Origin of the sequence: Bacillus sp. FSL R5-0431 (assembly GCF_038002985.1) — a bacterium.
In the GTDB taxonomy this organism is placed as follows: Bacteria; Bacillota; Bacilli; order Bacillales; family Bacillaceae; genus Bacillus.
On sequence record NZ_JBBOOG010000001.1, the window covers coordinates 3171756 to 3186709 of the forward strand.

Here is a 14954-nt window from a genome sequence, read left to right on the forward strand (position 1 = left end):
CTATCATTCTTTGCACATTTCATCTTGTTTAAACGATGGATATTGATTGATTAAGCACCTTTTCATATTGCTGTATGAGATGCTTCGCATTATTTGCTGATGAATATTCTGTATGAACGATTTGATGAAGATCGTTCTTCACTTGCTCATTCCATCTGTTTTCATAAAGATAGGCGTGAATGACCTCTTTTAACTGATTCGTCGAACGCGGATCAACGAGCAGGTGTTGATAGCTAGAAAATAAAGATGGGAGACCACCGACTCGTGTCGCAATGACAGGTACTTTTAAAGCAAGCGCCTCTAGGACGACGGTAGGCATTCCTTCACTATAGGAAGGAAGTGCAAACAGATCGGCTGCCATTAAGTAGTCTTTCACCTGCTCATTCGGCACCTGTCCTGGGAGTACAATGGATGCACCAGCCCGTTCTGTGAGCTCCTTTGCAAGGGGGCCTTTTCCAACAAAGACTGCTTTCACACCATCCATGCCGCTGACAGCATCAGCTAATTCGAGCAAACCCTTCTCCTTCACTAATCGCCCGACGAAGACAACGAGCTTGTCGTGAAGGGGTAAGCCTAACTTTTTCCTGATGCCTTGTTGATCTTCTTCCGTTTTAGAAAATGACTGAAGCGGAATACCGAGCGGGAGACATTGCGCTTCCACCTTTGTCATGTCATTTGTCTTTTTAGCAAGCTCCTCGCTCACCGTCAGAACAGCAGATGCCTGTTTCACCGCCGTTTCAAAGGCTGCATGTGCCCCTTTGCTATAGCCCGGATACACGTTCACATCACTGCCATGTAAGGTCAAAAGATAAGGAATTTGCGTTTTTTTCTGAATCACAGCCGCCGCTCCGCCAGACGGCATCGCAAAGTGCGCATGGATAAAATCTGGTGACAGCTGATAACGCTGCATGGCGCCTAGAACAGAAGCCGCTATTCGTTTACTCGGCTGTGCCCATTTCAGCTGTCCAGGGATCGCTGTATAGGGCGGCCTGTATACTGTCACTCCGTTTCTTACTTCCTGTTCGGGCATATCTTTTTTCTGCCGATAGGCCGCCTTCAGCATCCGCAAAACCGGTAAATTTACTGGATTGGGACAAATGACAGTCACTTGTATTCCTTGTTTGAGCAGCTCCTGCACTTGCGTTTCATGGAATACGCCTTCACTTGGATGTTTTTCACTAGGATATACACTTGTCAGCCATAGCACCTTCATGACGAACGACCTCTTCTCAATAATTTACCTGCCACCTGCGGATACATTTTGATGAACAGCAAGCCATACAATGCAGCACTGACACAAATCGTCAATCCTAATTGAAGTAAAATATCCGCTGACGTCAGCTTCATGCCTTGATGCAAGAAAACCGCACAGGCGGCCATCAACAGCGTCATGACAGCAGGCTTTCCAAGTGATTTTAAATACACCTTCATATCAAGCTGAATGACATACGCCATGAGCCACCTGCCGACAATAAAGTTGAGCAGACTGACACCTGAGTAAACCCAAGCTACTGTGAGCAGACTGCCTGTGCTGACACCTGCATATAAGGCGCATCCATACACGATGAGCATCCCCGTATCCCAATAAAAGGCTAAGTCCGCTCTCCCTTTGGCAAGAAGTATTGAACCGTTTGGATTCATCAGCACACGCAGAAGGCCGACAATGCACAAAATGTTAAGAACCGGAACGGCTACGAGCCATTTCTCTCCAAACACTACTTCTATAAAGCTATCTGATACGGCAGCAAGACCGATTAATAATGGAAAACTAATCAATGCGAGCATATTCGTCATACTGAGGAAGCCCTCTCGCAGCATGGAGTGATCACGCTGACTTTTTGCGAAAACAGGGAAAGCCACTCTCGTCACGATTGGGTTAATCTTCAGCACCGGGATCGTTACAATTTGATACGCCAAGCTGTAAATACCTAATGCTTCTGCTCCAAGAAACCGGCCGATTAAAATCATGTCTATGTTCGATCCTGCTCGATTGACCAGTCTGGATGCGAGCTGGAATGCACCAAATGAGAAAAATTCTTTCACTTCCCCTAATGCAAAAACAGGTGCTGGGCGCCACTTCTTCCAATAAGCTGCGGCATACATAAGCCCTTTTCCTGATTGCAGCAGCACTTGAGAAATGACATAGGCCACAATCGGATTGATGAAAAAAGCCAAAGCGAGTAAAACAAACAGCGATATCATGGTTGCAATGGCTTCAATGGTACTTAATGTTTTAAAGGCTAAGTCCTTTTGCATCATGTACTGGTATTGCTGGCCCATTGGTGCAATCAGAAACATGATGGATAATAGTTTGAGCAAACCCTCCAGCTCTGGCCGGTTATAAAAGGCGGCAATCATTGGGCTTACTAGAATGAGTAAACAGAATAAGACAATTCCAGTGAGTAAATTGATCCAATATAATGTAGATAATTGACGTTCTGTTGTTTGTTCCTTTTGGATGATCGCTGCCCCAATCCCTAGATCAAGTAAAATCTGCGTAAATATTGTGACAGTTGTGATCATGCCAACGAGTCCAAACTCCTTCAGTGACATCACGTTCCCTAAAAAAGCGAACTGTGCGATTTGGATAATCGTAATGATGAATGCGGACAAGCTTGTCCATTTTGCCCCGCCTAGCATGCGTTTTTTCATACTTGCCATTTCTCTTCCCTACTTTACTTATCTGGCTCCGTCACCCGTCATGATGACTTTTAACGTTTTTACCATAATCTTCGTGTCGAGAGAAAATGTCAAGTTTTGAATATAATGTAAGTCGTGCGTTAATTTTTCACTCGGACTCATTTCATATCCTCCATTTACTTGAGCAAGACCTGTCAGTCCCGGCTTTACTGCTAATCTTTTCGTAAAACCTGGAATCGTCCGATTAAATTCTGCGGTAAACATCGGTCTTTCCGGCCGCGGACCTACGATACTCATTTCTCCTTTTAACACGTTGATAAATTGCGGGAGTTCATCGATTCTTGTTTTACGAATGAAGGCTCCCACTTTGGTGATACGCGGGTCATTTTTTTGTGCCCATTTCGCTCCTCCGCTTTCAGCGTCGGTTCTCATCGATCTGAGCTTCCATAATTTAAAGTAAACACCGTCTTTCCCGACCCTCTCCTGCATATAAAAGGCTGGTCCCGGTGTTTCCAGCTTAATCAAGAGAGCAAACAGCAAAATGATTGGCGTACTCAACATCAATCCGATGAACGAGAACATTAAATCTATGAAACGTTTTGCAAATAAATAACGAACCATATGTTCTGTTAAGGCAAAAGAGTGGTTTCGTCTCACTTCATATTCTCTATAAAGATTCATCGCTTTCTCTGCACTCACTGACCTGCACCTCACCATCTAAAGTAGTTGTTGTGTAAAGAGATGTTCTATGAAAGTCAGTTTATCAGAGCAACATTAAGCAAATGTAAATGCGCTGTTAAGTCTTGTAAAACTGTGTTAAGAATGAGCACTTATATCAAGTTATGCCCTTTTCAACGTAAAAAAGACCCGCAATTCTGCGGGTCTTTGGGTCTTTTCTTTATTTTGCTTTGACGGATTCGATGGTTTTTAATCGAAGGGTTCCGTTTGCATCTTTTGTATAGGTTACTTTCACTTTTGATTCTTCTTTTAAGCTGTTCACTTGTTTAGAAAACGCATTTCCGAACTGAATAGCTACTTCTTTGCCATCAATGTTCACAGCAATGGTATGTCCATCAGCCAAACCGACATATGTGCCTTCTTTGGTGACTTCATTTTTCTTATTTGTTGTTGATTCTTTCTTTGTTTTAGAATCAGCTTTTGATTGATCCTTAGCAGGTTCTTCTTTTGTGATTTCTTTACTTGAGCTGTCTTTTGCCGCTTCATCAGATTGACCAGCTTGCTCTTCTTTTTGAGCAGCTGTTTCTTTGCTTTGATCATCTGCTTTTTCATTAGATGACTGATCTTCTGTTTTTTCCTCTGAAGCATTTTCTTTCTTTTGATCAGCCGCTTCGTTTGTTTCCTTTTTGCTGTCATCCTTATTGTTGTCGCTTGATTGATTTGTTGTGCCGCATGCTGTGAGTAATACACCTAGAAGCAATACTAGAAACGGCATTGTGATTAATTTTTTCAAGATCGTCACCTCTTCATGATTTGTCGATTTGCTGTCGCTTGAAGATTCATGCGTAAACCATTCACCTTCTATGTTTCAATTATAACAAAGATAACCAAAAATGAAATGTATTTTTAACTTGACACATTATTGATTACCCAAACACTTCATAGACTTTTGAAAAAAGGCTGCCGAGAGACGTTCTCGAGCAGCCTAAGAGGAGTATCTGAGGCACCCCTCATGTTTGTATTTTCTTATCTAAAGTAACCTGACACACCGCTTGAAATGCCTGACGCTAAACGATCTTTATACGTAGCAGATTTCAAGATGTTTGAATCAACTGGACTGGACACAAAACCAGTTTCTAAAAGAACACTCGGCATTTTAGAATATTTAATCACGTAGAATCCAGCTGTTTTCACACCACGGTCTCTTGTACCAAGTGCACTGACCATTTTAGGCTGAATGTTTTGCGCAAGCTTCAAGCTGTTTGCAGACGCATATGTTTTGTCATAATACGTTTCTGTTCCGTTTGCACTGCTGTTATCATTTGAGTTGGCATGGACACTAATGAAGATATCTGCTTTCGCATTCGCACCTTTGCTCACTCGCGTTTGAAGACTGTCAAATGTGTCTGATGTTCTTGACATGGTAACAAGTGCACCAGCGTTGTTTAATTTCGTATTTAAACGTTTTGCTACATCTAAATTCAAGTTCTTTTCATATAAACCGTAGCCTACAGCTCCTGAATCATGTGCACCATGACCTGGATCAATGAATACTTTTTTCCCGACGGCAGGATTTTTTAATTGATTCACAACAGTTGGTGTCACCGTATTTGTACTGCCTACGACAGTAAATTTGGTGATTTTTTTACTGCTAATTGTTGCTCTTGTTACTTTTGGTAATGTCTTTTCATTCGTTAGAAGCAATGCTTTGTTTTGCTTCGCTGCGATCCCTGCAGCAGAAGATGAAGTGGCATAGCCAAATCCTCTTCCTACATAGGTATTATACGTGCTCATATTATACTTTTTCACAATATTAGCGGCAACGTCATAACGAGTGGAGCCTTTGATTCGTGTTGGAGATTTCAATTGATTATAAGCTGCTTTTGTGACGTAATTTTCTCCGCCGACTACAATGGTTTGTTTGACATTGCTTGCTTTTGCAACAGAAGCGATTTCAGAACGAAGTCCCTTTTTATCTGTGTAGAGAATCGGGAATCCTTTTTGTGCTGCTACCGGTGCAATTGCAATCCCATGAGCATAGAAGGAACCTTCAACGACAACGACGCCTGCTGGCTTTTTCATTTTTTTCGCGATATTTGCAGATAGCTCATATCGATTTTTCCCTGAAATACGTTGTGTAGAGATGCCCATTTTCTTCACTTCGTTGACTACGTTGTTTGACACACTTGTTGTACTGCCTAAAACGATAACTGTTTTTGTTTTTAAAGCCTTTAGGGCTTTTTTCGTATCACCCGAAAGACTCTTACTGTTTGTATAAAGAACTGGTCCATTTTTTTGGTGTGCAAGTGGAATCCCTGCTGTTGCATCTGCATACGCAGTTTTCCCTACTAAAACGACTGTACTTGCAGTCCCCCATCCCTTTTTCGCTACGTTTGCTGCTACAGCATATCTGCTCCCGCCATCAATTCGTGAGACGGAATTATCTGCTGAAGCTGTCGGAACAATAACGAAAATGGCGATAAGGCTGAGGATGGCTGTTTTCATGATTGAGCGCATCATCTATGTCCTCCTTTAACCCTTTAATAGTTTGTTAGTTTTGTACCTGGATAGTAGAACGAAAGTATGGAAGAATATGAGTTTCCAGATTCTGCTCTAGCTTTGGCTCCGTATTGGCTCATACCAATGCCGTGACCATATCCTTTTCCTGAAATCGTAAAGTCATTTGTATTGTTTTTGACAGACGCAAATGTGCTTTTCACCTTTGTTGCGCCCATGACGGATCTAAACTCGGTCATCTTCATACTTGCCGTTGTGCTTTTGTTTACTGCATACGTGCCTGTTTTATTTTTCAGATGATATGTCAGCTTGATCGATACCGTCTTCGCACGCTGGCCTTTTGTTTTTCCTGAGAATGTCAGGCTTGAGATGGATGCAATCTTCATATCAGATGCAGCTGTTTCTTTGTTTTTGAGTAGCCATGATTTGAGACCAGCAAGGTCCGCTGCATTTGTCTCTTTTGTCTTAGACCACTGAGATGCTGCTGTGCTAGCAGTCAATGTTGTGCCTAGTTGTTTTTTAGAGAGTTTTAGCGTCCATGCATTGACCGGATCTTTTGTATCCTTTTTGGCCACTAAGTACGGCAGTGCATTTGCCCACACTTCTTCACTTGCCTCTGTATAACCGCCATTACTAGAATAATAGGTTGCTGAAATGAGCTGATTGTTGTATTTCAGTACCTTCCCTTTTGTGGCATCGACAGCTTTTGTCGAATTCGTGTACCAGTTATATCCTCCATATACTTGGAAGGCAGTTGTATCAGGTACGACTTTTCCAATACTTTTCACTGAATACGTTCTAGCGGCAACTGCCTGTGCTTTTAGCGCTTCAACATGCCAGCTTGCAGGCATTTCATTTGGTACTACGCCTTTTAGATAGTCTTCAAATGGAATATTTTCGAGAGTCGGCCTGATATAACCTGATTCAATTGCAAAGTTGACGCTGCCTAAGTACGGCTTCCCTGCAATTTGAAGGACATTTTTCGTTGAATATTTCTCAGGAACAACTCTTACTGTGTTATACGTCTTTATGCCTTTTAATGAAATTTTTCCGTTAGAAATATTCAATTGGTAGTTTTGATTTTTTTTCAGATAGACTTGTTTAGCTAATGAGTTTTTCAAGCTATCTTTAATCGCACTTGTGCTACCAGCAAGGTGATAAGCATATGTACCCTTTTGTTTCAGCAGTGCTTTTAGTGACGCTGTGACAGAATCTGGTTTCACATACACAACGGTACTGTTAGACTTTGCAGCCAATTGAGACAGCGGCATAGCATAAATATAGCTAGAGGCTTTTGCCAAATAAACTTTATCTGCATTGATATTTAATTTCTTAATAATATTCACAGATAGTTCATAGCGATTGGCACCACTGATTCTTGTCACCTGTGATGTTTTTTTAATTTGATTCTCTACTTTTTGTCCCGTACTTTTCGTACTGCCGATGATGATGACTTTACTTGGCAGCTTGTAAGACGGAATGGAATCTTTTTTTGTTAACAGGATTGGATATCCCTTTCTCGATGCATAGGATGCAATCGCAATCCCATTCATAAATGAGTTTCCGCCGACAACGACAGCTTGCTTATAGTTACCCATTTCTTTAGCGATTTTTTGAGAGATTTCAAACTTGTCTTTTCCACTAATACGTCTGACTTTGCCATACTTTTTAATAGATTTCTCAGCAGCTGTGGAAATACTTTTCGTGTTACCGATGATCAGGATGTTATCCGGCTTCATTTTCTTCAGCTGGTTTTCAGTTGTTTTTGTCAGTCTTTCAATGTTCGTATACAAAATGGGTGCGCCTAGTTTGTAAGCTAACGGTGATACAGAAATGGCGTGATCAAATGCATCACGGCTCACAATGACAACAGTTGATGGATTCTTCCAGCCAGCAGACGCGATGCTATTAGCAACTTCGTATCGATTTTTGCCATCATATCTTTTCGTGACAGCCACATTTGATCCTGACAGTTTGTATTCTCCAGCTGTGGATAGATCCATCGTTTTTTTATTTCCGATATAATTAGACAATTTCACTGAAATTGTCGAGCTAGCCATGGCAGACTGAAAGGGTGCGACTAGTAGAGTCAGTGTCATGAGAACAATAAGTGTAACGCCTGTTTTCTTCAATTTTGTTCATCCCGCCCATCTTTTTTACTTCTGTTTTTCAATCTTTTGAATTTCCTTTTGACCACTGTCATTGATAAAGTAAGAGATTTCTACTGTGTCTCCTGGTTTGAATTCATTTAACACATCTTTAAAATTATCCGTAAATTCATAGCTTAAGGTCGTATTCACTTTTTTCACTTCGACTGTATGTGCATCAGCCATTCCAATAAATTCAGCTTTTTCTTCCAGCACCTGAGGAGTTGAACTGCTTGTCTTGTTTTCTCCCGAGGACTGCTCAGCCGTTCCACATGCTGTGAGCACGATACCAAGTAGTAGTATTAAGAACGGTAAAACGACGATTTTCTTCATTTTTTTCACCTCATGTCTTTGTATCGTCTTATAACTTAATATTTTAAGGTAAATTTAAGGTTTTTTGAAACCTTTTTTTTGTTACAACGTCTATATCTAGGTTCAGAGTAAAAAAATAACTTGTTTATCAAGATTCGTAAACCTATAATCATGGAAGAATCATAGAAAAGGTGAGGGACATTATGAGAGCTGAAAGAAAACGAAAGAAAAAAAAGGTTCTTTGGATTGTTTTATCGATTATTGGCTTATTCGTATTAGCAACTGGCGGATATGCATATCATCTTTGGAATACAGCAGCATCAACCGTGGCAGGCATTCAGGAGAATTTAAAGAAGTCAGATAAGCGTGACAAAGATGTCGATTTAAATAAGAAAGACCCGATTTCTATTTTAGTCATGGGTGTTGACGAAAGAAAAAATGACCGAGGCCGTGCGGATACATTAATATACATGACCGTTAACCCAAAAACCAAAACGACCGAGATGGTGAGTATCCCGCGTGATACGTATACAAAAATTGTCGGAAAAGGCACAATGGATAAAATCAACCACTCCTATGCATTCGGCGGCACACAAATGGCAGCAGATACAGTAGAGGAATTGCTTGATGTACCTGTTGATTACTTTGTGAAAGTCAATATGGAAAGCTTTAAGGATATTGTCGATACACTAGGCGGCATTACAGTTAACAGCACATTTGCTTTCAGCTATGACGGCCATTCATTTGGTACAGGAGAAATTAATCTAAATGGTGATCAAGCCCTTGCCTACACAAGAATGAGAAAGCAAGATCCAAAGGGTGACTTTGGACGTCAGCAAAGGCAGCGCCAAGTCATTGAAGGCATCATTGCAAAAGGGGCAAACATTTCATCTATTACGAAGTTCGGCGATATGTTCAAAGTCGTGGAAAACAATATGAAGACCAACATGTCATTTGATGATATGTGGACGATGATGAATGACTACCGTGACGCAAGACAGCGCGTCAAACAGCATGAGCTGAAAGGAACAGGAGCACGCATCAATAACATCTATTATTATCAGCTTGATGATAATAGTTTGGCTACAGTGAAGAAGGAATTGAAGGAAAGTTTGGAGCAGTAAAAAAGAAGACTACATGACTGTAGTCTTCAGATTGTAGAGAAACTCATGTTTTTCTACAATCTTTTTTATTTTCATCGTAATTATGATGGATGAGATTTAATGAAAAAGGCCTCCCACACACCTAACCTAGCTTCGCTAGGTGTGTGGCAATCTTCTTCATGTTCTGACACGTAGCTGTGAGAAGCACTTGCTCACTCACGTTTTGTTTTCCCCTCAACCGGCAGTAGCGAAGCCCGTGCAGTTGTTTTGAATCTGCAAAGCTTCGCTCTATTTTTTCTTTTCTTTTTTTATATATCTCTTTTCCAGAGGCAGACAGACGATTTTGTCTGATCTTTTCTTTGTGTTCCTCCCATACATGTCTTGAGATCACTTTTTGATGATTTTTCGATCTTGTACAGCTCTCAAGGAAAGGACACGATACGCATTTTTTAGGATCTGATTTGTAGAACCTATAACCTTTTCGATCAGTTGTCGTATATAATAGCTTCTCGTCATTTGGGCATATGTAGTGATCAGATTCAGAATCATACTGAAATTTCCACTTCTCAAATAATCCTCTTGTTGGATGAAAGCGTCTATGTGCGATGACACCAAAAATATGGCGATCCGATAAACCTTTACAGATTGGGGTTGTCAAATAACCAGAATCAAGGGCAACAGCTTCTACTTGAAAACCAAATCGGGTGATTTGGTGATCCAATCGATCAAGATACGGAATAGAATCATGGATATTGCCGGGCGTGACATGGGCATCCGTGATGATATTGTACTTCATATCCGTTGTACGGTGGTCTAGGTAGAAAAAGCCTTCCGGTTTATTTTCACGATAAAGATAGCCACTTTCAGGGTCAGTCATACTTTGACGAATGTCTTTTTTCGTTTTCACCTCCTCTTTTACCTTTAATGGCTTTTTTCCGTGTGCCACCCGATCTTCTTGGATCGCTTCTTCTAATTCATTTATATAGTTTTGGATATCTTGTTCAATCGTTTTTCTCGTATATTTATGTTTATTGGCATTGGCTTTAAGATGAGTTGAATCAGTAAAAAGAACGCGGCCTCCTACCATATCATGATTGATGGCTTGAAGCACAATTTCATCAAAAATATCTTGAAAAACCGTTGTATCTTTGAATCGAGTACGACGATTCCAGCTAATGGTCGAGTGATGAGGAACGGGGTCATTGATGTTCAAACCTAAAAACCATCTATACGCCATGTTATAGTAAATTTCTTTTTCAAGTTGTCTTTCAGAACGGATACCGTACAGGTATCCGATAAACATCATTTTGAACAAAATAAGTGGATCAAGAGAAGGGCGACCTTTATTCTCGCTATAATACGGTTTTACTTTATCTACGATAAATGAAAAATCAATGTACTGATCAATTTTACGAAGCAGGTGATCCTCTTCGACCAGTTGATCTAGCAATACAAATTCGGCTTCGTGCTGAGAAGAATTTCTAGTGTGGAACATGAGAAAAACACCTTCCTTAAATGGGGTTTTTCTCTATTATAAAATGAGGAGATGGAAAGTTTAAGGAAAAAAATAAAGCTGTCGAGATTTTCTCGACAGCCTGAAGACTACATGACTGTAGTCTTCTTTTTTTATGATTTGAATGGGGCAGGTTTTTCTTCACTTAATCCAAATCGATGGAGGAGCTCTTCGACAATTCGTCTCGAGGCTTGTCCGTCACCATAAGGGTTAGACGCCTTCGACATATTGTCATACTCTTTCTGATCTACTAGCAGCTCTTTTGCCATTTTGTAAATGGTCTCTTCATCTGTACCTGCAAGCTTAAGCGTGCCGGCTTTCACGCCTTCTGGACGTTCTGTTGTATCACGCAGCACTAATACTGGCTTCCCTAGAGAAGGCGCCTCCTCTTGTACACCGCCAGAATCCGTTAAGATAAAGTGTGAAGCGGCAGCAAAGTTATGGAAATCAACGACTTCAAGCGGTTCAATTAAGTGTACCCGATCGAGACCGCTAAATTCTGTCTGAGCTGCATCACGTACAGCAGGGTTTAAATGAACAGGATAAACGACCTGAACATCTTCAAACTCTTCTACAACACGTCTAATGGCTCTAAACATGTTTTTCATCGGCTGTCCGAGATTCTCTCTGCGATGGGCCGTTAACAAGATCATTTTATCCGTGCCTATTTTCTCTAAAATAGGGTGCTGATACTGCTCAGTAACCGTTGTTTGCAGGGCGTCAATCGCTGTATTCCCTGTCACACAAATGGTCTCTTCTTTTTTATTTTCAATTAAAAGATTCTGCTTCGCTTCGTCTGTAGGTGCAAAATGAATATCGGCAATAGCGCCTGTCATTTGACGGTTCAATTCCTCTGGGAACGGCGAGTACTTATTGTGTGTTCTCAATCCAGCTTCGACGTGACCGACTGAAATTTGGTGATAAAATGCTGCCAAGCTTCCTGCAAAGGTTGTTGTAGTATCCCCATGGACAAGGACAATATCAGGTTTTTCTTCTTGGAATAATTGATCTAGCTTTAACAGTGCATTTGATGTGATTTCAGATAATGTCTGGCGCTGCTTCATGATGTTTAAATCATGATCTGGCGTAATCGAAAAAGCCTCAAGAACTTGATCAAGCATTTCTCTATGCTGGGCTGTTACAGTGACAATTGAATTTATCTGTGGATGTTTATTTAATTCAAGGACAAGTGGTGCCATTTTGATCGCTTCAGGTCTAGTACCGAAAATAGTCATTACATTTAGTTTTTTCACTTGTTTAATCCTCTTTCCTAGTATAGTACTTTCAATTATACACAATTTGGAGGATAAATTTAATGATATAAAAAAAGAAATTTACATTGAATTAACGTTAAATTTCTCTTTCCTTTACATTTAACATATAAAATATGAATTATCTAAAATTCATTTTAGTGAAATCATTTGTCTTTCCTATGATTTGTAAGTTACACTTTAAACAGACGACCAAGAACAAACATTGAATGATTAAATCGGTTATCTATGTAAGGAAGGTGCAAAGTTCATTGAAAAAAGTACGTAAAGCCATTATACCAGCAGCAGGTCTTGGGACACGTTTCCTCCCTGCAACAAAAGCTATGCCTAAAGAAATGCTGCCAATCGTTGATAAACCAACCATTCAATATATTATTGAAGAAGCTGTTGAATCAGGAATTGAAGACATTATTATCGTCACTGGAAAAGGAAAAAGAGCCATTGAGGATCATTTTGATTTTGCACCAGAGCTAGAGCGCAACCTGGAGGAAAAAGGAAAAAGTGAGCTTTTAGAAAAGGTGAGAAAATCCTCTAACATTGCTGACATTCATTACATACGTCAAAAGGAACCTAAAGGACTTGGACACGCCGTTTGGTGCGCACGCAACTTTATCGGTGATGAACCTTTCGCCGTTTTATTAGGTGATGATATTGTTCAAGCCGAAACACCCGGACTTCGCCAGCTGATGGATGAATACGAAAAGACTCTTTCATCTGTGATCGGTGTTCAGCAGGTGGCAGACAGCGATACACATCGCTACGGGATCATTGATCCTCTTACACAAGAAGGACGCCGCTACCAAGTGAAAAACTTTGTTGAAAAGCCGCCGCAAGGTACAGCACCATCCAATTTAGCCATCTTAGGACGCTACATTTTCACGCCAGAGATCTTTATGTACCTTGATCAGCAAGAAATTGGTGCAGGCGGAGAAATTCAACTGACAGATGCCATCCAAAAGCTGAATGACATTCAGCGCGTATTCGCCTATGATTTCGAAGGAAAACGATACGATGTCGGTGAAAAGCAAGGCTTCATCGAGACGACTCTAGAGTTCGCCCTTCAAGATGAGGATCTGAAAAAGAAACTCATTCCATTTATGAAACAGCTTCTCGAAAAAGAAGAAGTGAATTAAAAAAAGCTGCCGGGATCGGCAGCTTTTTATTTGATCACTGAAATCGTCAGTGTATGCTGTTCATTATCAATGACAAACAAGTTGTTTTCGCCCTTCACTGCGAATTTCGTTTGTTTCTCATTCATCCAAACGTTCTGTTCTGTCAGCCCAAGTGTTGAAGGAGAGATTGACATGATCTCACGGAATACCATCGTATTCGCTTGACCATTTTGAATGACATAGTCGGCTTTCTCTGTGGTCAATCGTTCAATCATTCCGCCTTGATTACTTTTGATCGAGCTCAGCGTTTGCATTCTTTGCTTAAGCACAGATTCTTCTTTTCCAAGGAAAGAAAGTAAATACTCATACGAGCCTGCAGATGCGGGCGATACATAGGAATTGAACTGACCTGGTCCAATGGATAATGACTTTAATTCTTCTGCATGTTGAAGCCCATCAGCTTTGACAAAATACGTCTCTGATGCTGTTTTGATTTGAACGGTTTGTTTATTTTCAGCGACAGCTTGTACCTCTTGTCCAAATGGCAAAGTGACATCTGCCTTCTTTTTCATGGCTTGATCTTTGTACACCGTGAGTGGATCTGCCGTGACAATTGCCTGTCGATCCACCTTTTTCATATCAGGCGCCCCTTTCGATAGCGGGCTCTTTGACTGAGGCGATTCTGTCTTATCTGATGGGATGGCGCCAAACGTCGCCAGTGTACGAAGCGGGCGATCCGAAAACATCGATAAGGCAAGTAAAATAGTTAAAACAGCTATTATCGTCACTTGAAAGGCTGGTCCAAAAAATGAACGTCGTTTTCCGTTCTCATCATATCGAGACACCTTTTCTGTCTTTTTTTGTACGCCTTTACGCCCTTCTTTGTGTTTCAATTGATATTCTTTTTTTTCTTTTTTAGAAAGCTTGTTAAACCATTCAACAAACTCCTTATACTCTTTCACGACCTTCTTCGTATCATCAAACATACGAAGCTCACCATAATGCATCCAAGCCACCCGGTCACAGATTTTTTGAATTTGGCTAATGGAATGGCTGACAAAAAAGATCGTCTTCCCTTGTTCTTTGAATTCTGTGATTCGATCCACGCATTTTTGATAGAAGGTTTGGTCACCAACAGACAATGCTTCATCAATAATCAAGATATCTGGATCGATATGCGCTGAAATGGCGAAGCCAAGGCGTGATTTCATTCCGCTTGAGTAGCTCTTTACAGGCTGATCAATAAAGTCACCAATATCCGCAAACTCTACGATTTTTTCATAAAGCTCGTCTATCTCTTTATTCGTCAGCCCCATCATTAAGCACTTGAGGCGAATGTTGTCCTTCCCGCTTAATTGGTTGTTCAGCCCTGCCGCAATGGCAATTAACGAAGGCTGTCCGTCCATATCAATTTCACCACTTGTCGGTGGAATGATTTTCGCTAGAAGGTTTGACATCGTTGATTTTCCAGATCCGTTGATCCCTACAAAACCAATCGTCTCGCCTTCATATACATCAAAGGACACATCACGAACAGCAAAGAAACCTTTTTCATTTTTATTAGGAAAAAACAGCCCTTTAATCTTATCTGACTGCTTTTTATATAGGACGTATTGCTTGGATACGTTTCGAAACGAAACCTTTAGTTTCATCGTATAATC

The 14954-nt window shown here is 40.7% G+C and carries 12 protein-coding genes; 2 read left to right on the forward strand and 10 right to left on the reverse strand.

Annotated features, from left to right (window positions below):
• Positions 1-28: 28 nt before the first annotated feature.
• The 7 genes from tuaC to MKZ03_RS16440 form a co-directional block, all read right to left on the reverse strand.
• Complete coding sequence (gene tuaC, locus MKZ03_RS16410; protein WP_341032445.1) at positions 29-1213, reverse strand: teichuronic acid biosynthesis protein TuaC; 1185 nt, start codon at positions 1211-1213, stop codon at positions 29-31.
• Complete coding sequence (tuaB, locus tag MKZ03_RS16415) at positions 1210-2661, reverse strand: teichuronic acid biosynthesis protein TuaB (protein ID WP_341032446.1); 1452 nt, start codon at positions 2659-2661, stop codon at positions 1210-1212. Before tuaB ends, tuaC begins: the two co-directional genes overlap by 4 nt.
• An 18-nt stretch (positions 2662-2679) precedes the next feature.
• A complete protein-coding gene (locus MKZ03_RS16420) occupies positions 2680-3339 on the reverse strand; it encodes a sugar transferase (RefSeq protein WP_340973920.1) in 660 nt (219 codons plus the stop codon).
• A 199-nt stretch (positions 3340-3538) separates the two neighbouring features.
• On the reverse strand, positions 3539-4120 hold the full coding sequence (locus MKZ03_RS16425) for a hypothetical protein (protein ID WP_427847046.1): 582 nt from the start codon (positions 4118-4120) through the stop codon (positions 3539-3541).
• 224 nt (positions 4121-4344) lie between these two features.
• Positions 4345-5835, reverse strand: coding sequence for an N-acetylmuramoyl-L-alanine amidase (locus MKZ03_RS16430; protein ID WP_341032634.1), 1491 nt, complete (start codon positions 5833-5835; stop codon positions 4345-4347).
• 23 nt (positions 5836-5858) lie between these two features.
• Entirely contained in the window at positions 5859-7967 is a 2109-nt protein-coding gene (locus tag MKZ03_RS16435; RefSeq protein ID WP_106030569.1) for a SpoIID/LytB domain-containing protein, read from the reverse strand.
• Between the two features lie 24 nt (positions 7968-7991).
• Positions 7992-8315, reverse strand: a complete 324-nt coding sequence (locus MKZ03_RS16440) for a hypothetical protein (RefSeq protein WP_024423640.1) — start codon at positions 8313-8315, stop codon at positions 7992-7994.
• Between the two features lie 182 nt (positions 8316-8497).
• Between MKZ03_RS16440 and tagU the strand changes: the two genes are divergently transcribed.
• Complete coding sequence (tagU, locus tag MKZ03_RS16445) at positions 8498-9418, forward strand: polyisoprenyl-teichoic acid--peptidoglycan teichoic acid transferase TagU (protein WP_307500348.1); 921 nt, start codon at positions 8498-8500, stop codon at positions 9416-9418.
• 121 nt (positions 9419-9539) lie between these two features.
• On the opposite strand, the gene MKZ03_RS16450 is transcribed toward tagU, so the two are convergent.
• Entirely contained in the window at positions 9540-10892 is a 1353-nt protein-coding gene (locus MKZ03_RS16450; RefSeq protein WP_341032448.1) for an IS1182 family transposase, read from the reverse strand.
• A 131-nt stretch (positions 10893-11023) separates the two neighbouring features.
• Positions 11024-12163: a non-hydrolyzing UDP-N-acetylglucosamine 2-epimerase gene (gene wecB / locus MKZ03_RS16455; RefSeq protein WP_341032449.1), complete on the reverse strand. Its 1140-nt coding sequence runs from the start codon at positions 12161-12163 to the stop codon at positions 11024-11026.
• Positions 12164-12432: 269 nt separating this feature from the next.
• Between wecB and galU the strand changes: the two genes are divergently transcribed.
• Complete coding sequence (galU, locus tag MKZ03_RS16460; protein ID WP_034660174.1) at positions 12433-13314, forward strand: UTP--glucose-1-phosphate uridylyltransferase GalU; 882 nt, start codon at positions 12433-12435, stop codon at positions 13312-13314.
• A 26-nt stretch (positions 13315-13340) separates the two neighbouring features.
• Here galU and tagH read toward each other — a convergent pair whose 3' ends face one another.
• Positions 13341-14945, reverse strand: a complete 1605-nt coding sequence (tagH, locus tag MKZ03_RS16465; protein ID WP_334750514.1) for a teichoic acids export ABC transporter ATP-binding subunit TagH — start codon at positions 14943-14945, stop codon at positions 13341-13343.
• Between the last annotated feature and the right edge of the window lie 9 nt (positions 14946-14954).